This is a genomic window from Candidatus Acetatifactor stercoripullorum, from assembly GCF_944382095.1.
Lineage (GTDB): Bacteria > Bacillota > Clostridia > Lachnospirales > Lachnospiraceae > Acetatifactor > Acetatifactor stercoripullorum.
Genome location: NZ_CALWMU010000009.1, coordinates 18,610 through 37,088 on the forward strand (window position 1 = coordinate 18,610; position 18,479 = coordinate 37,088).

An 18,479-nucleotide genomic window follows, 5' to 3' on the forward strand; every position below is an offset into this window, starting at 1 on the left:
GCTCAGGTGATAATGCAATCAGATGATAATACAAATCATGCCGCCGTTGCTGTCGTTGACGATCTTCTGCATGGTATCCTGAAGCTTTGCCTGGCTCTCATCCCCGATGGCGGCCACCTTGGAGCTGATGCCGTCATTCACCAGCTGCTCCACTGTTTTTCCAAAAATATTGGTGTCCCAGATGCCCTGATCCATCTCCGCTTGATTGATATACCGGATCAGATCGTCCGCCTGCTCTTTCGTTCCCACAATGGGAGCGATCTCCGTTTCAATATTGGCCCGGATCATATGTATGGAGGGGCTGAACGCCTTTATCTTTACGCCGAACTTGTTGCCGTGCTTGATCAGCTCCGGCTTATCCAGCACAATTTCCTCCTTGTCGGGCGTCACCACGCCGTATCCCTTCATGCGGACCATATTCACTGCATCCAGCACCTTGGTATACTCCTTTTTCATGGCCGCAAATTCCTTCAGTCTGCTGATCAGCTGATATTCATCCGCAATGGTCTCTCCCACCATTTCCGTAAGCATTTCATAGTAAAATGCGTCGTCCACATCCAAAAGAACCTTTACCATTCCATCGGAAAGGCTGATGCCGTCCATCTTACACCGCTTGATGTACTCGCTGTCCAGCTGGACAGGGTTTGCCAGCACGTCCTTTATGGTATCATAGTCCTTCATAAGCCCCCTTACTTTTTCCACCAGATCGCGCTTCATGCGGTTGTCCCCGGGCAGCATTTCCACCCATTTGGGCATATAAAACTCAATCGCTGATATGGGAAACTCATACAGGATGTTTTCCAGAATGGAATTAATATCCTCTTTTTTGAGCTGCTCGCAATTCACCGGCATGGCGGACACGCCGTATTTTTCGGAAATTTCCGATGCTGTCTTTTTGGCCTCCTCGGAATAGGGTCTTTGGCTGTTTACCAGCACCAAAAAGGGCTTTCTTAAGCTTTTCAGCGCCAGAATGGTTTTTTCCTCGGCCTCCAGATAATTGGCCCTGGGAATCTCCCCAAAGCTTCCGTCTGTTGTGATCACCAAGCCTATGGTGGAATGGTCGTTCATAACCTTATCCGTGCCGATCTGTGCCGCCTGGGTAAAGGGAATCTCATAGTCAAACCAAGGGGTTTTCACCATCCGCTCCTGATTTTCCTCAAGATGCCCCGCAGCGCCCTCCACCATGTAGCCCACGCAGTCTATCAGGCGGATGGAAACCTGAATATCCCCGTTTAAGGTCACCTTCGCCGCCTCGTTGGGGATGAATTTGGGCTCCGTGGTGGTTATGGTTTTTCCGCCGGCGCTCTGGGGCAATTCGTCCTGGGCTCTGGACTTCGCATGCTCATCCTCCATGCCGGGCAGTACCATCTCATCCATAAACCGCTTGATAAAGGTAGATTTCCCCGTCCTTACTGGTCCCAGCACCCCTATGTATATCTCACCGCCGGTGCGTTTTTGTATATCGTGATAAAGCTCGTATGTATTTACCGCATATTCCATATAACAGCCTCCTAATGTTACTGCTATATGTATATGCGGTGCCTCCCAGTCTCATGCCTGCCTGAAGCCTGTCCTGTGAAAAATCCCTGTCAGCCCATTACAACACGTTTGAAATTCTTCTTGCCCCGCTTTACCACAATGCCGTCTCCGTCAAAATCCTCGGGCCTGTAAATCGTCTTGATATCGGTGATCTTCTCTCCATCCACGGCCACGCCGCCCTGCTCCACGGCCCGTCTTGCCTCTGATCTGGAGGCGGTCAGGCCCGATACTGCAAGCACACCCAGAATGTCAATGGTTCCCTCCTTGAAATCTTCCTCTGTCAGCCTGCAGGTAGGCATTTCTGCGGCGTTTCCTCCGGCAAACAACGCCCTGGAGCTCTCCTTTGCCTTTTGGGCCTCCTGTTCCCCGTGCACAAGCTTGGTAAGCTCAAAGGCAAGAATTTCCTTTGCCTCATTTAACTGGCTGCCCTCCCACGCATCCATCTCGTCGATCTGCTCTATGGGAAGGAAGGTAAGCATCCGCAGACATTTCAACACGTCCGCATCCGCCACATTTCTCCAGTACTGATAAAATTCAAAAGGCGAGGTCTTGTTGGGGTCCAGCCATACAGCTCCCTTCTGGGTCTTTCCCATCTTCTTTCCCTCGGAATTCAAGAGCAGCGTGATGGTCATGGCATAAGCGTCCTTGCCAAGCTTGCGGCGGATCAGCTCCGTTCCTCCCAGCATGTTGCTCCACTGGTCGTCTCCGCCAAACTGCATATTGCAGCCATATTTCTGATACAGCATCAAAAAGTCGTAGCTTTGCATGATCATATAGTTAAATTCCAGGAAGCTCAAGCCCTTCTCCATGCGCTGCTTGTAGCATTCCGCCGTCAGCATCCGGTTTACGCTGAAGCACGCTCCCACTTCCCGCAGAAGCTCCACATAATTCAAGTCAAGCAGCCAGTCCGCATTATTGACCATAAGCGCCTTTCCCTCAGAAAAATCAATAAAACGGCTCATCTGCTTTTTAAAGCATTCCACATTGTGGTCAATGGTCTCTTTTGTCATCATGGTCCGCATATCGCTGCGCCCGGAGGGGTCTCCGATCATGCCCGTACCGCCTCCTAAAAGCGCAATGGGCTTATTCCCGGCCATCTGCAGCCTTTTCATCAGGCACAGCGCCATAAAATGCCCCACATGAAGGCTGTCCGCCGTAGGATCAAAGCCAATATAAAAGGTAGCCTTTCCATTATTGATTAACTCCTTGATTTCCTCCTCGTCCGTCAGCTGCGCCAGCAGCCCTCTCGCCTTCAATTCCTCAAATACCGTCATTTTTTTCTGCTCCTTTATCTTCCTTTATTTACCATCAATTTTATCATGGCCTGGTTCAGGCCGTCCACTGTCAGCTTATACATGGGAAACATTTCCTTGATAGCGGTCTCAGCCTCCCTCCAGGGAGCCTTCCCGGGCGCCATCTTGGGATTGAGCCAGACTACCTTTTTATATTTGCGCTTTAACAGCTTCAGCCATTCATAGCCGGACAGGCCTCCGTTTGGCCCTCTGTAATTGCCCGTGTCGGAATAAAGCTCCTCCGGCGCCATGGCCGCGTCGCCCACGATAATCACCTTATAGTCGCTGTCCACATTGCGGAACACCCACTCTGTATCCACCCAGTCCCCATTCTCACACTCCGGGGTCTTATAGAGCTTGCTGTAAATACAGTTATGAAAATAATAGGTTTTTACATCCTTGTAATGATTGGATTTATGCACCGCCTGGAACAGATCATTCAAAAGACTGCTGAAGGGGATCATGGTGCCCCCGGAATCCATGAGCAGCAGAAGCTTCACCGCATTTTTCCTGGGCTTTTTCATAACGATCTGCAGGCAGCCGCCGTTATTGCAGGTCTTGTCCACAGTACCCTCAATATCAAGCTCCGTCTCCGGAATGTCAAGGCGGCTGGAAAACTGCCTGAGCTTTCTAAAGGCCATCTGAAACTGCCTGTTGTCTAACACTCTGTCGTCCCTGAAATCCCTGTACTTTCTGGCGCCCACTACGGAAAAGGCAGACTGATAGCCGGTCTTTCCGCCTACGCGGACGCCGCCTACATTGCCGCCCATATTTCCAAAGGAGGTTTTTCCCATAGTGCCGATCCAGAAGCTGCCGCCGTTATGCTCGCTGTCCTGATCCTTCAGACGCTGCCTGAATTTCTCCTCCACGTCCTCCTTGTCCACCTGGATATCCTCCATCTGGTTTAAGTGGTTTCTGGCCTCCTCGTGGGCAAGCTCCATCATATCGGACTTGTCCAGCCATCTGAGCATTTCCGCCCCCACCTCCGTCTCGTGTCCCGCAGCTTTAAAGCACTCCTCAAAGGCCATATCAAATTTGTCGAAATCGGTCTCGCTCTTTACCAGAATCATGCGCGCCACATAATAAAATCCCGTAAGGGAGCTGCCGCACAGCCCCTTGTCCAGAGCCTCCTGCAGGGTCAGCCATTCTCCTAAAGTCACCTTAAGCCCCTTGGAGCGCAGGTTCTCAAAAAAGTTTATAAACATCCGCTTCCTCTTTCCTTCACCTGGTTAAACACCGGAATGCCGCACAATCTCCAGATCCTCGTCCTTTTTTACCACCACACCCACAAAGGGCAGCGCACTCCTTATGGTGTCCGCAGAAATTCCGCCGATCTGAAGCGCATTGACCCAGTCAATCAATTCCGAGGTGCTTGGTTTTTTGCGGATATCCCGGATAGACCTGATATCATAGAACACCTCCATGGCATTTTTAAGCAGATGCTCCTCCACATCCGGGAAATGCACCCTTACGATCTCCTCCATCAGCTCCTTGGAGGGGAAATCGATGTAGTGAAAAATACAGCGGCGAAGAAAAGCGTCCGGCAGCTCCTTTTCCGCATTGGAGGTGATGATTACAATGGGACGGTGCTTCGCCTTTACGGTTCTTTTGGTTTCGTGAATATAAAACTCCATCTGGTCAAGCTCCCAGAGAAGGTCGTTGGGAAATTCCAGATCCGCCTTGTCGATTTCATCGATCAGAAGCACCACCTGCTCCTCGCTGTCGAAGGCCTCTCCCAGCTTGCCCAGCTTGATATACCTTGCAATATCGTCAACGCCCTCCTCGCCGAACTGTCCGTCGTAGAGCCTCTGTATGGTGTCGTACACATACAGGCCTTCCTGCGCTTTTGTGGTGGACTTGATATTCCAGATGATCAGCCGCTTGCCCAGCGCCTTTGCCACAGCCTCCGCCAGCATGGTCTTTCCCGTGCCCGGCTCTCCCTTGATCAGAAGGGGCTTTTTTAACGCAATGGCTATATTTACGCTTGCCATAAGCTCATCGCTGGCCACATAATCCTTGGTTCCCTGAAATCCCTGATTTTCCATATTGTCCTCATTTCTTTCTTGAAATTCATTTACCATCATGTTACGATATTCCTGTCTCAAAATCAAGAAATATATCAAAAATATCATGCCGGCAGCGGCACATAAATATTTACGGAAAGGACAGCATATTTTATGATAACCGACTTATTCAAACAAAAAAAGACCCTCTCCTTTGAGGTATTCCCCCCAAAAAAGGACGGAGAATTTGAAGCGGCCTTTGAGGTCCTGGACGCTCTCGGAAGCCTGCAGCCTGATTTCATCAGCGTTACCTACGGCGCCGGAGGAAGCCGCTCCAAAAAAACAGTGGAGATTGCCTCTTACATCCAGAACACACTGCATATTGACGCTTTGGCTCATATGACCTGTGTGGGCAGCCGAAAAGAGGACCTTCTCAGCGTATGCGAAGAGCTTGCCCGAAACAACATAAGCCATGTGCTTGCCCTTCGCGGGGATCGTCCCAGGGATATGACAGACGAACAATTTGAAAGCAGAGATTTCGCCCATGCAAACGATATGATGGTGTTCTTAAAGGAGCACTCCAATCTGCATCTGGCTGGCGCCTGCTATCCGGAAAAGCATTTCGAGTGCTTCAGTATGGAATCTGATTTGCAGAATTTAAAGCGCAAACAGGAGGCTGGCGCGGAATTTCTGATCACACAGCTTTTCTTTGACAACGACGCTTTTTATGCCTTCCGGGAAAAAGCCGCCGCTAAGGGAATTACCCTTCCCATCTGCGCAGGCATCATGCCCATCACCACGCCAAAGCAGATCGGCACCACCATTTCCCTCTCCGGCTCCAGCATCCCCAAGGCTCTTTCCGATATCGTGGCCGCTTACGGGGACAGCCCGGAGGATATGCGCAAGGCAGGCATTGACTACGCTATCCGGCAGATAAGGGATCTGCAGCAAAATCAGGCAGACGGCATACATATCTACACCATGAACAAACCGGAAACTGCCGCCGAGATCGTAAAGGCTCTCCAATAAAAAAAGAAGGGACGCTCCCCCAGTGGAAACGTCCCTTTTCAGATTTCTTTCTCTACTCTTTTAAGCCGCCGTTCTTCCGATCACTCCTCTTCCCAGGGAAGGTCGGACACCTCAAGCTTTCTGTCCCGCAGCATCAAATCCTTCACCGCCTGATCTGCCTTTTTCCCCTCAAACAAAACGGCGTTTACCTGTTCGATAATCGGAAGCTGTACCTGGTACTTTGCCGCAAGCTCCATGGCTGCCTTGGCGGAGTACACACCCTCCACCACCATTTTCACCTCTGCCATGGCCTCTTCCATGGTATGGCCCTGTCCGATGAGGATTCCTGCCCGGCGGTTTCGGGAGTGCATGCTGGCGCAGGTCACAATCAGATCGCCGATTCCCGTAAGTCCGCAGAAGGTTTCAAATTTTCCTCCCATAGCAGTGCCCAGTCTGGCAATCTCCGTAATCCCTCTGGTAATCAGCGCAGCCTTTGTATTGTCTCCATATCCCAGTCCGTCCGCAATTCCGGCAGCCAAAGCCACCACATTTTTCAGCGCTCCTCCCAGCTCCATTCCCAGCATATCGGGGCTGATGTACACACGAAAGACCTGATTCATAAATAGATTCTGTATGTACTCTGCCGTTTTTTTGCTTTTTGCCCCCACAACGATAGTGGTGGGAATGCCGCGCCCTACCTCCTCGGCATGGGAGGGACCGGACATTACCGCCACGTCCGCCTGCGGAATTTCCTCCTCTATGATTTCCGAAAGGGTCATCAACGTGTGCTCCTCAATGCCCTTTGCCACGTTTACGATCTTTTGCCTGTTCTCCACAAGGGCGCTTAACCGATGGGCCGTGGCTCTGGTATAGGAGCTGGCTACGGCCATCACCAAAAGATCCTTTCCTTCCACAGCCTCTTTATCATCCGTAGTAAGCCTCATATCCTCCGGAAGCTTCACTCCCGGAAGCATTTTGTGCTCATGCTCCTTTTGAAGCATGGCGATCTCGCTTTCCACTGCGGACCAAACCGTAACCTGGTGTCCGTTGTTGTGCAGCAGGACAGACAATGCAATGCCCCAGCTTCCGCCGCCGATTATACTGATTTTTGCCATACGCCCTCTTTTCTGCGGTTTTTTAGTCCGCTCTCAATTCTTTTTTTCCACATCTACCTTATTCTTCTTAAAAAGATAAGTCTTTCTCTCTTCTCCGTGAAGCAGCCGCACAATGTTCTGCCTATGCTTCCAGTATGCCATAACTGTCAGAAACGCCGCCACTGCATACATTTCCAGAAGCTGCCCCTGGCTCATGGAGCCAAAAACTCCAAGCTGTCCGCAGACGATCATTTCTATCATAAAGCCTGCGTAAACCAGCAGTGACCCCAAAGACACATAGTGGGTGGAAAAAAAGGTGCCGAAAAACAACAGGGCAGCCACCACGATAAAGTAGGGATGAAAGGCCAGAATCATCCCCGCCGTGGCGGCGATTCCTTTCCCTCCCTTAAATCCCATGTAAAAGGGAAAATTGTGCCCCAGAATGGCTCCCGCTCCCGCATAGAGACAGAGAAGATAAATGATGTCTGAATGTGCCGTGCCATACAGCAGACGCACGATCACCACCGCCGCCACACATTTAAGGCAGTCCCCGGCAAAAACGATGAGCCCGGCCTTGGTGCCAAGCACCCGCAGGGCATTTGTAGTACCGGAATTGCCGCTTCCGTACTGACGGATGTCGATCCCATGAGCCTTTCCGTAAAAAAATGCCGTCTGAAACAACCCAAACACATAACCAATCAGCAAACAGATTGCTCGTTCCATGATCACTTGTTTTCCTTTCGTTCTCTTATAATGAACCGCATGGGCGTCCCCCGGAAGCCGAAGGTCTCCCGGATCTGGTTTTCAATATATCTGGTGTAGGAAAAGTGCATCAGCTCCTTGTCGTTCACAAAAATCACAAAGGTTGGCGGCTTTACGGAAGCCTGGGTAATATAATAAAGCCGCAGTCTCTTCCCCTTGTCCGACGGGGGCTGCTGCATTGCCACAGCCTCCGACATGATCTCGTTGAGCACACCGGTAGCCACACGCATGGCATGGTTTTCGCTGACCATATCTATGGTCTCAAAGAGCTTCGGCAGTCTTTGCCCTGTCTTTGCGGAAATAAAGACAATTTCAGCATAGGACATAAAGGACAGCACGTTCCTTATTCTTTCCGTAAAACGGTAAATGGTTTTATCGTCCTTTTCAATGGAATCCCATTTGTTTACCGCAATGATTACCGCCTTTCCTCTGTCATGGGCAATGCCCGCAATCTTGGCGTCCTGTTCCGTAACGCCCTCTCCGGCATCAATTACAAGCACTACAACCTCCGCCCGTTCTACGGCAGCCACCGTGCGGACGATCATAAAGCGCTCCAGCTCCTCCTTCACTTTATTTTTCCGGCGCAGTCCCGCCGTATCAATAAAAATGTAGTTTTTTCCGTTCCGGGTAAGGGGCGTGTCCACCGCGTCCCTGGTAGTGCCCGCTATATCCGATACGATCAGCCGGTCCTCCCCAAGAATTTTGTTGATAATAGAGGATTTACCTACATTTGGTTTCCCCACGATAGCAACCCGGACGCTGTCGTCCTCTTCCTCTTCTTCTCCGGCTTCCCCGAACAGAGCCGTCACTTCTTCCAGCATATCCCCAAGCCCCATGCGGTTTATGGCAGAAATAGGATGAGGATCTCCAATTCCAAGATTATAGAATTCGTATACGTCGGCCATATACTTATCAAATTTATCCACCTTGTTTACCACAAGCACCACAGGCTTATGGGAACGGCGCAGCATATCCGCCACCTTGGCGTCCGCATCCACAAGCCCTTGCTTTACATCCACCAGAAAGATGATCACATCTGCCGTGTCGATGGCAATCTGAGCCTGCTCGCGCATCTGGGAGAGAATCACATCCTTGCTCTCCGGCTCGATTCCGCCTGTGTCAATCAGCGTAAACGTCTTATCCAGCCAGGAAATATCCGCATAAATCCGGTCTCTGGTGATGCCGGGCGTATCCTTCACAATCGATATATTGCTGCCTGCCAGAGCGTTAAACAGCGTAGACTTTCCCACATTGGGCCTTCCTACCACTGCAACTATGGGCTTGCTCCTTTTCTTCGCCATTTCTTTTCTCCTCTTTTAACCGTCAATCATGATTGCATCCAAAAAGTCATATCCGCTTGATTTTACAATATTAACGGGAACTTGTAAAGCCTTTTCCAAATCTGAGACATGCAGATCATCCAGAAATACATCCTCTCCGCTGCGCAGCACATTCTGGGGAAGCAAAAGCCGCTCCCCCAGCTTACGCCCCGCAAGCTGGTCCCTGATATCCTGTCCCGTGAGCAGCCCGGACACGGTGATCCGTTCTCCGAAAAAATGATTTGTGATGGGATAAAGATAAATTTTATAATTGGGAAAAGCCTCCATTACTTCCTTCACCATCCGGTCAATATAAGGATAGGCCAGCGTCCCTGTGGCCATGGATAATTCTAAGACAGTCCCGTCTAAACGCTTTTTAGACCATTCCCCGCTCTTCCTGCGCTGATCGAGAGCCTCTCTGAATTCATTCAAAAGAAGGCGCACCATGCCTACGCCATTTTCCAGTTGCAGATAACCGTCATATCGTTCTTCCTCCGGCAGCTCTTCCCCCGCCAGTATATACCACTCGTCGCTTGCATGGATAAAATGGATTCCAAACTTCTCATAGCAGAGCTTCTGATAATGATGGATCATTTCAAGGACCTTACAGGCGTCCTCTTTTTCAAAGGGCTCCAATGGATAAAGCCCCTCCCGGTATTTTGATAATCCCACCGGCACAACGGAGACACTCTCCAAATTAGGAATATACTCCATAAGCCTTCTTATACTGTAGTCCAGCTCCTGCCCGTCATTGATTCCTTTGCACAGCACAATCTGCCCGTTCATGCGGATTCCGGCCTGATTTAAAACATCCACCTTCTTCAGGGCCTCCCCCGCAAACCGGTTATTCAGCATACTGCACCGAAGCTTGGGATTCATGGTGTGGAAGGATATATTGATGGGAGACAGATGATATCTGCAGATTCTGTCAATATCATGATCGGACATATTTGTGAGCGTCACATAATTCCCCTGCAGAAAAGAAAGACGGGAATCATCGTCCTTGAAATACAGCGTTTCCCGCATCCCTTTGGGCATCTGGTCAATAAAGCAGAAAATACATTTGTTGCGGCAGTGGCGGTATTCATCCATAAGCCCATTTTCAAATAGGATTCCCAGATCCTCCTCAAAATCCTTATATATCTCTAAAATCAGCTGCTCTCCGTCCCGCTTTTCCAGCAAAACTTCAAGATAGTCGTTCTGGGTCATAAATTGATAATCAAAAATGTCCTCTATTTCCGTATCGTCAATGGCAAGAATTCTATCCCCAGGCTCTATCTCCATCTCCTGGGCTATGCTTCCCGGCGCCACCGATTTTACCAAATGTCCCTTTTTCTGCATGCCGCTCCTTTCCAAGAAACCTTTTCTTTAAAACCCTTTCAGAGAAAAAGACGGTTCTTTCGGAACCGTCCCCTCACTGTGCTTCCTGCATTTTTCTTCTCGCATCAATATACTGCGACAGTATCCTCACGCTCTCTTCGATTCCCAGCCTGCTGCTGTTGATGGAAAGATCATAATTTCTGGAATCTCCCCACTTTATCCTGCAGTGACTGTTGTGATACTTCTTGCGCTTTCTGTCCTTCTCCAGAATCAGCTCCTCCGCATCCTTTCTCGACTTTTGATACAGCCTCATAATCCGTTCAATCTTGGTCTCCATGTCGCCCAGCACAAAAATGGATATCAAGCCCGTATTTCCCTTAAGGATCGTCTCAGAGCAGCGCCCCACTATCACAAAGGATTCCCCTGAATCTGCTTTTTTCCGCAGATAATCAAACTGCAGCTGCGCCACATTCTGCTCCGGAGAATTATTCATTCCCCTCACAGTCCGGGACAAAAGCTTTTTTCGTCCTGCTTCGTCAAACTCCTTTAAGACATCCCCGTCAAGGTTATTACGTCCTGCAAGCTCATCCAGCAGATTATGATCATACAGCGGCAGCTTGTACTGATCAGCCAGTTTCTGGGCAATTTCATGCCCGCCGCTTCCGAATTCGCGTCCGATGGAAATAATCAGCTGTCCCTTCATCCTGTTCCCTCCTTTTTGATTCTGCCCGCATTCCAAATTGCAAGTACCGTAAATTTATAAATATCTCCAGTAAATCATCAGCATGGAAATGGCTACTACCATAATGGTGGCCGGCGCCATCACCTTGCAATACCTGCCCCATTTAATGATATGTCCGTTTTTAGCCGCCGTGGCAATTCCCACTACATTGGCGGAGGCTCCAATAGGCGTGGCGCTTCCACCCACATCGGTTCCCATGGCAAGGGCCCAGGCCAGGACGGACAAATCCACTCCCTGGGCTGCCGCAAGACTGTTGATAATGGGAATCATGGTGGCAGCAAAGGGAATATTGTCAATAAAAGCGCTGGCTATGGCAGAAAGCCATAGGATGATAGCCAAAATTAGCATAACGTTTCCATTGCTGATATTTCCAATAAAGGCAGCCATAAGCTGCAGAATGCCAGTCTGCTCCAATCCCCCTACCACTACAAATAATCCAATGAAGAACAAAAGCGTCTTATAATCAATCCGCTTAAGCAGTGTAGGGGCCTGCTTTCCAGAAGCAATCAGCGTCACCACTCCGATCAGGACGCCGATAAAAGAAACCGTAAGGCCTGTCTGGGCATGGGTGACCAGCAGCACAACCGCACACAGAAAAATAATGCAGCTTATAACAAAGCCCTTTTTGCTGGTGATCGCCTCCTCCGGCTTCATCACGGAAATCCCAGCCTCCCTGCCGGCTGCGGCCTGGGCCCGCAGCTGCCTGTGAAATACCAGGTAAAAATAAAGAATCACCGCAATCAGGGACACACCCGCAATCAATCCGGTATTGGTGATAAAGTCTGAAAAGGAATATCCCAGAGAGGTTCCTATGATAATATTGGGCGGGTCTCCGCACATAGTTGCCGAACCGCCCAGATTCGCGCAGAAAATTTCCGACAGGATCATGGGAACCGGGTTGAAGTTCAGCATCTGGGACAGCTCTACGGTCACTGCCGCCAAAAAAAGAATCACGGTGATACTGTCGATAAACATAGCCAGAAATCCTGACAGGATCATAAAAGTGAGAAATATGGGAATCACCTGGTATTTTACTGCCTTTGCAATCCGCATGCAAAGCCAGCGGAAAAATCCCACCTGGGCCATTCCCTCCACCATGATCATCATTCCCGCCACAAAGACAATGGTTTCCCAGTTGATGCCGCTTGACGCTTCCCCCGACTGTCCGGCCGTATACCAGAACTGGGGCGTGAAGATGCTCCCCACATTCAGGGTTTCCACAATGGCAGACATGCTGTGCATCCCAAATCCGAACACCAGAACCAGCGTCAGCAAAGCACAGCCCAGTGTGATAACATGTCTTTCCCAAATCTCTGTAATGATAAGAATGAACATGGCAAGAAAAATAAGAATCGCCAAAACCTGTGCAGCCATTTTCTATGCCTCCTCCTGCGTAAATAAAGCTTGATTTACAGTGCAATATATTTTGTATACACCCTGATGATTGTAAATCCGAAGAGGGCAATAGTCAATCTCTTTTTTAGGTATTTTTCATAACGATGGTTTCCACCGAATCCGCAACATGCTCGCATGCATCTGCACAGCTCTCCATACAATGGTAGATTTCCCGCCATGCAACGATCTCAAGCACATCCGTGTTCAAGTCCCGGACCCGCAATGCCGACTCCAGATATATGGCGTCGCACTCCTCTTCCGCATGATTCAGCTCCACAATCATGGAATGAAGCTTTTCCGGCTTTTTAAAGTTTTCCAGCTCGGAAAGCATATCCTTCATCAAACGGCAGCATCCCGCTATCTTCTTTGCAAACAGAATCCCGTCCCGGGTAGCGGACTGTATCTGGTTCACGTAAAATCTCTGCAAAATCTCTTCTATTACATCGCAGACCTCGTCGATATTCTGGCTCAGCTCCGCCAGATCCTCCCGGTCAATGGGGGTCACAAACGCCTTTGCCAGCGCGGCGCTCATTTCGTGCTTTTTCTGATCCGCAGCGTGTTCAATCTCGTGCATCTTCCCCAGCATATCTTTTATCCGGTCCGGCCGGTAGGTGGTAAGGCATTCCACAAGGTAATCCGCCGCCTTACAGCAGTAGTCCGCTGCCTCCTTAAAATTTTCATAGTAAAAGCGATCTGCTTTGCTTGCCATATCTGTGTTTCCTTTCTTTTTCAGTATGTATCCGCCGATTCTGATTTTCTCAGAACACCGCCATAAAAATTTTGGCCATAATAAATCCAATCAGGCCGCATCCCGGAAAAGTGAGCACCCAGGTGAGCACCATTTCCTTTACCACAGAAAAATTGATGGCAGAAATGCGTTTTACCGCCCCTACTCCCATGATAGCTGTGGTCTTTGCATGCGTAGTGGACACCGGTATGCCGAAAACGGAGCTGAACAACAGGCTTAGGGAGGCAGCGATGTCCGCCGAGAACCCCTGATACTTTTCCAGCTTTACCATATCCATTCCCACGGATTTTATGATTTTTTTGCCGCCGATGGAAGTGCCAAGCCCCATGACCACAGAACACAAAAGCATAAGCCACACAGGCATTTCCACCGCCTCAGAGGTGCTTTGCCCGTTGGCCAAAAGCAGGCTCAGCAGAATCACCCCCATAAATTTCTGTCCGTCCTGAGCTCCGTGCATGAAGCTCATGGATGCTGCTCCGAATATCTGAGCCGCTTGAAAAATCTTCTCTGTCTTTGCCCGGTTTGCCCGGCGAAACAAAAAAACAATAAACTTGCACACAAGCCACCCCAGTCCAAACCCAAGAACCACGGAAATGACCAGTCCGTACACTACCTTGATCCACTCAGATCCGTTTACGCCCTCAAGGCTTCCGTGAAGCGCAATGGCGCCCCCTGTAAGACCTGCGATCAGCGCATGGCTTTCGCTGGTGGGAATGCCAAAAAACCAGGCAAGGGTAGCCCAGACTACAATGGCAAACAGCGCCGCGCTTAATGCTACAATGGCCTGATGAGAGTCCGAGCCAAAATCCACCATTTTGGTTATGGTCTCCGCCACCGTTGCATTCACCATACTCATAATAAAAACACCAAGAAAATTAAAGACTGCCGCCATGATGATTGCTGCCCGCACAGGCATACATCTGGTGACAACACAGGTTGCAATGGCATTGGGTGCGTCCGTCCAGCCGTTGACCAGAATCACTCCCAGCGTTAAAACCACTGCAAGAAGCAGCAGCGGATTTCCCATCAGCTGCGCCCAGAAATGTTCAAATGATAAATCCACCTTTATCCTCCTGCGGCCTCAAAAGAAACGGGAATCCGTTTGTTCCCGGCTGGCCGTTATCATCATTATATCATCTGGTGTAAAAAGAAACAACAGAATATGTAAAAGAATTGTAAAGGAAACGTAAAGAACCGTAACCCCTCCCCCAAAAGCCGTCTCTCAAATTATTCCTTGACGCGCCCCGGGCATAATGATATAAATGAATTGTCAGCGAAGTTTGTTGTTCTTATCTATATAGCGATTACCTACAGGAGGAAGCATATGCCTAATTTACGCGAGCTTGAGAATGCCATGCCCGTGGCTCCGCTAAAAATTGCAGCGCTCTCTTCCGCAGAGCGGATGGGGCGCCGGATTAATGATTATCTGGTGGAATTCAGAAAAAGCATACATAATGAAAAAGTAAAAAGTGATCCTGCCTTTCACGGTTACAGTGAATCAAATTACCTTGTAAATCTGCAGGTTCCCCGTTTCGGCAGCGGAGAGGCAAAGGCCGTTTTCGGGGAAAGCATCCGGGGAAAAGATTTATTTCTTTTGGTGGATGTGTGCAATCACAGTATCACCTACACGATCAACGGCTACACCAATCACATGTCTCCTGATGACCATTACCAGGATTTGAAGCGCGTAATCGCCGCCTGCAACGGCAAGGCCAAGCGTATCAATGTGATTATGCCCTTCCTCTACGAGGGCAGGCAGCACAAGAGAAGCGGACGGGAATCCCTGGATTGTGCTTACGCTTTGGAGGAGCTTCGGGATATGGGAGTGAGCAATTTTATCACCTTCGACGCCCACGATCCCAGAGTGCAGAACGCCACACCCTTAAACGGCTTTGACAATTTTACGCCGCCTTATCAGTTCATCAAGGCACTTTTAAATTCAGAGGATGATCTGCTGGTGGATAAGGAGCACCTGATCGTCATCAGTCCCGACGAAGGAGCCTTGGACCGGGCCATCTATTTTTCCAGTGTGCTGGGCGTAGACACCGGCATGTTTTATAAAAGACGCGACTATTCCACCATCGTCAACGGAAAAAACCCTATTGTGGCCCATGAATTTCTGGGAGACAACATCGACGGAAAGGATATCATTATTATTGACGATATGATTTCCTCAGGCGGCAGTATGCTGGACACCGCTAAGCAGTTAAAGCGCATGAATGCCCGCCGGGTATTTATCTGCTGCACCTTCGGTTTATTCACCGACGGCCTGGATGCTTTTGATAAAGCCTATGAACAGGGCTATTTTGACAAGGTGGTGACCACGGATCTTACCTATCTTCCTCCGGAGCTTTATTCCAGGCCCTATTTTATCGAGGCGGATATGAGTAAATTTATCGCCTCCCTCATCGATTTTATGAATCACGATGTCTCTCTCTCCAATGCGCTTGCCACAACCGAGAAGATACATGGTATTCTGGAGGCATACAATAACCGCACCAATATAGAGTTTCTGACCCGCGACTAAATTGAGGAAACGGCACAGCCATCTAAGGCTGCGCCGTTTCCCTTTATATCAAGTTTCTTGCAGGTTGCCAGCATACTCCGGAAATTCTATGACCACCTTGAAGAGATCCCCGTCCAGGTAAATTGTAAATTCTCCTCCCTGAAGCTGTACCAGACTTTTTGCAATGGACAGTCCCAATCCGCTGCCCTCTTCACTTCTGGATTCATCTCCTCTGATGAATCGCTCCGTCAGCTCTTCCGGACTGATGTTCATTCTGCTCTCGGAAATGTTTTTAATGGCCGTGCAGACCCTGCCGTTTTCCACAGTCAAATCCAGATAAACCCTGGTCCCTTTCATTGCATATTTACAGATATTATGAAATAAATTTTCTATCACTCTCCACATTCTGCGGCTGTCTGCATAAATATTGGCCGACTGTTCCCCACCGGAAAATACGATCTCAAGCTGCTTATCCTCCAGCTTTTCAGAAAACTCCCCAATACTCTGGTGTAAAAGCTCCGTCAAATCCAGTCTTTCCTTGTTCAGCACGATGCTGCCGGAGGATATTTTGGATGCCTCCACCAGATCATCCGTAAGCTGTTTTAAGCGCTGAGATTTACTCTCTAATATATTGATATAGCTTTTGGCTGGCTCCTCCTCTATTTTCAGCCGCTTTAAAAGATCCACATAATTGATAATGGAGGTGAGCGGCGTCTTAATATCGTGGGACACATTTGTGATCAGATCCGTTTTCATCTGTTCATCCTTCATACTGGTTTTCACCGCCTTGCGGATTCCCTCGCCAATATTGTTCACCGCATCCGCCATCTCCTTGTTGGCTCCGTGGAGGCTTGATACGTCCAGCTTAAAATCCACTTCCCCGTCCCGGATTCTGTTGATGCCCTCCACAATTTCAATCTGTTCCCCGTTGTCGCGGAACAAAAGCATTCCTATGGCCACATCCAAAATCACCGCCAGGAAAATCACACCAGCCGCCAGCATTTTATGCTCCTGCAGCATATACACAAGGATAACCGCAGCAAAATTTGCAAACAAAAACAAATTATAAGGAATCAGGGTACTCACCGCCGAATTTTTGTGGCGGAAAATAAATTTCACAAAATTCCTGCAGCAGGTTAAAAGCCTGCATAGAAGGCTGTCCCTCCAGAAATTTCCGCATCGCAGGCGCCGTGCCAGACTGTACCAAATCAGACTGAAAAACACGCTCACGCAGATGCCGTAGGCTCCAAAGCAGCCGTATTCATACAGCATGAACCCTCCGGACAATCTTGCATAATCTGCGAATACGGAATCTGCGATTTCAAGAAGCTGATCCCGTCCCCAGAGTGCTGCATACCAGACAAGAATGCCAAGAATCACCCACAGCTCCGTCCAGACATGATCTATGCCGTTTAAGTACTTCACCCGGTTCCCGGTTTCATCCATGCCCACACCTGCAGTAGCGGTCAAATACACCCAGAGACTCAGCCATACAAGGGCCTGAACAATAATTGCCGCCGTAATCACCCCTATATTGGGCACGATCCTGTCAAAGGCGCTGTGTGCATTGTAAAAGGCATCCCCGGAAACGGCATAGGTGTTATCCACACCTATCCAGATGTGCGTGGTCTCCGGATACGCATAGGCATACTCCTGAATATACTGATGGATTTCATCCTCACTCAAAACCGTATTGCCGGTAAACTCCAGGCTGTCCGGATAATAAATGAGATATCTTCTGTATTCGGAAAAGTATTCCGTCACCTCACTGTCCGGCTCCTCCATAAGCTGTGACACATTGGTATAGGTTCTCGTGACTTCGTCAACCGTCATGCGCACCATATACATCAGATTGGTATTCCCCTCCTGATAAAGCGCATTACAGGCCTGATACTGCTGATATTCTGCCGTAAGGGTTTCAATGGCCTCCGTAAGGTTTGCCTGCAGCTTCATATAATCCACCCAGTTATCCGCATAGGAAATCAGCTGTCTCTCACCGTCCACAGTCTCATACCTGCACACCAGCAGCGGGAAATATACATTCAAGCTGCCGTCATCCTCCCGGGATACGCTGATCTCATCGGGATATTCCGCCATAATATAGGAAAACGCCATATCCTCCAGCTGTTCAGTGGTATATTCCCCCAGAGCTTCCTCTATGGCGGCCACTTCCTCCTCTGCCCTCATCTCCGGCATCTCCGCATCCCAGTCCACCACTTCAGCCCTTCCCGTATAAAATCCCCGGAAATAAAGCTGTCCGTTTTCATCCAGAGCAAAGTTTTCCGCAGAAACCACCTGTCCGAAATAATTCAAAAAATCGGACATGCTCATCACTCTGTTATTGTATTCCACTCCGTTTCTTCCCCATTTGATCAAATCCTCCAGCTCATATACCGCAGTTATGGCGCAGTCGTTTCCCAGCCCTCTTTTTTCTGCAAACGCAGTCACATCCACTTCCTTGCCGGGATCAAATTCTCCATCTGTTTCAAGCTGGGACTTTATGGCTGCCAGGCGCATGACATCGGACACCGCCGTCCTGAAGATATCCTGATAAACCTCTGAATCCTCAAAGACAGGCTCTGTGTAAAAAGGATCGATCTGATAGGTTTTCACTCCATGCAAAGACTCCACCGTCAAAAAAGAATGAAATAAAATTCCAGCTATGGCAATCATAATTCCCATAGCCATCAGATGCTGTATGAGTTCCAGTCCTAATCGTTTAAACGTCGGCTTTTTCATGACTCCTCGCTT

15 protein-coding genes are annotated in these 18,479 nt (G+C 49.3%); 2 read left to right on the top strand and 13 right to left on the bottom strand.

Annotated features, from left to right (window positions below):
* Nucleotides 1-18 precede the first annotated feature (18 nt).
* From spoIVA to SHK35_RS04120, 4 genes are all read right to left on the bottom strand, one after another.
* Entirely contained in the window at nucleotides 19-1,500 is a 1,482-nt protein-coding gene (spoIVA, locus tag SHK35_RS04105) for a stage IV sporulation protein A (protein WP_318708718.1), read from the bottom strand.
* Between the two features lie 89 nt (nucleotides 1,501-1,589).
* Complete coding sequence (tyrS, locus tag SHK35_RS04110; RefSeq protein ID WP_318708721.1) at nucleotides 1,590-2,813, bottom strand: tyrosine--tRNA ligase; 1,224 nt, start codon at nucleotides 2,811-2,813, stop codon at nucleotides 1,590-1,592.
* Nucleotides 2,814-2,827: 14 nt separating this feature from the next.
* Nucleotides 2,828-4,036 (bottom strand): VWA containing CoxE family protein, encoded by a 1,209-nt coding sequence (locus SHK35_RS04115; protein ID WP_318704180.1) that lies wholly within the window; start codon nucleotides 4,034-4,036, stop codon nucleotides 2,828-2,830.
* Nucleotides 4,037-4,060: 24 nt separating this feature from the next.
* The gene (locus tag SHK35_RS04120; protein ID WP_318704178.1) at nucleotides 4,061-4,876 is read right to left on the bottom strand and encodes an AAA family ATPase; all 816 of its coding nucleotides are present in this window, start codon (nucleotides 4,874-4,876) and stop codon (nucleotides 4,061-4,063) included.
* Nucleotides 4,877-5,008: 132 nt separating this feature from the next.
* Between SHK35_RS04120 and metF the strand changes: the two genes are divergently transcribed.
* A complete protein-coding gene (gene metF / locus SHK35_RS04125) occupies nucleotides 5,009-5,863 on the top strand; it encodes a methylenetetrahydrofolate reductase [NAD(P)H] (protein ID WP_318708724.1) in 855 nt (284 codons plus the stop codon).
* 80 nt (nucleotides 5,864-5,943) lie between these two features.
* Here the strand turns inward: metF and SHK35_RS04130 are convergent, their stop codons facing one another.
* The 8 genes from SHK35_RS04130 to SHK35_RS04165 all read right to left on the bottom strand — a co-directional run bounded on the left by SHK35_RS04130 (nucleotide 5,944) and on the right by SHK35_RS04165 (nucleotide 14,285).
* Complete coding sequence (locus SHK35_RS04130; RefSeq protein ID WP_318708727.1) at nucleotides 5,944-6,957, bottom strand: NAD(P)H-dependent glycerol-3-phosphate dehydrogenase; 1,014 nt, start codon at nucleotides 6,955-6,957, stop codon at nucleotides 5,944-5,946.
* Nucleotides 6,958-6,990: 33 nt separating this feature from the next.
* Nucleotides 6,991-7,659 carry a glycerol-3-phosphate 1-O-acyltransferase PlsY gene (gene plsY, locus SHK35_RS04135; RefSeq protein ID WP_318708729.1) on the bottom strand — a complete coding sequence of 223 codons (669 nt, stop codon included), beginning with the start codon at nucleotides 7,657-7,659 and terminating at the stop codon, nucleotides 6,991-6,993.
* 2 nt (nucleotides 7,660-7,661) lie between these two features.
* On the bottom strand, nucleotides 7,662-8,999 hold the full coding sequence (gene der / locus SHK35_RS04140) for a ribosome biogenesis GTPase Der (RefSeq protein WP_318704170.1): 1,338 nt from the start codon (nucleotides 8,997-8,999) through the stop codon (nucleotides 7,662-7,664).
* 15 nt (nucleotides 9,000-9,014) lie between these two features.
* Nucleotides 9,015-10,358: a DUF512 domain-containing protein gene (locus tag SHK35_RS04145; RefSeq protein WP_318708731.1), complete on the bottom strand. Its 1,344-nt coding sequence runs from the start codon at nucleotides 10,356-10,358 to the stop codon at nucleotides 9,015-9,017.
* Nucleotides 10,359-10,431: 73 nt separating this feature from the next.
* A complete protein-coding gene (locus tag SHK35_RS04150) occupies nucleotides 10,432-11,040 on the bottom strand; it encodes a cytidylate kinase-like family protein (protein WP_318704167.1) in 609 nt (202 codons plus the stop codon).
* Between the two features lie 54 nt (nucleotides 11,041-11,094).
* Nucleotides 11,095-12,453, bottom strand: coding sequence for an SLC13 family permease (locus SHK35_RS04155; RefSeq protein ID WP_318708733.1), 1,359 nt, complete (start codon nucleotides 12,451-12,453; stop codon nucleotides 11,095-11,097).
* A gap of 106 nt (nucleotides 12,454-12,559) precedes the next feature.
* Complete coding sequence (locus tag SHK35_RS04160) at nucleotides 12,560-13,183, bottom strand: DUF47 domain-containing protein (protein ID WP_318704163.1); 624 nt, start codon at nucleotides 13,181-13,183, stop codon at nucleotides 12,560-12,562.
* A 49-nt stretch (nucleotides 13,184-13,232) separates the two neighbouring features.
* Nucleotides 13,233-14,285: an inorganic phosphate transporter gene (locus tag SHK35_RS04165; RefSeq protein ID WP_318708736.1), complete on the bottom strand. Its 1,053-nt coding sequence runs from the start codon at nucleotides 14,283-14,285 to the stop codon at nucleotides 13,233-13,235.
* 261 nt (nucleotides 14,286-14,546) lie between these two features.
* Here SHK35_RS04165 and SHK35_RS04170 point away from each other — a divergent pair, with 261 nt between their 5' ends.
* Entirely contained in the window at nucleotides 14,547-15,749 is a 1,203-nt protein-coding gene (locus tag SHK35_RS04170) for a ribose-phosphate pyrophosphokinase (protein WP_318704159.1), read from the top strand.
* Nucleotides 15,750-15,797: 48 nt separating this feature from the next.
* Here SHK35_RS04170 and SHK35_RS04175 read toward each other — a convergent pair whose 3' ends face one another.
* Nucleotides 15,798-18,467: a sensor histidine kinase gene (locus tag SHK35_RS04175; RefSeq protein WP_318708738.1), complete on the bottom strand. Its 2,670-nt coding sequence runs from the start codon at nucleotides 18,465-18,467 to the stop codon at nucleotides 15,798-15,800.
* Nucleotides 18,468-18,479 lie beyond the last annotated feature (12 nt).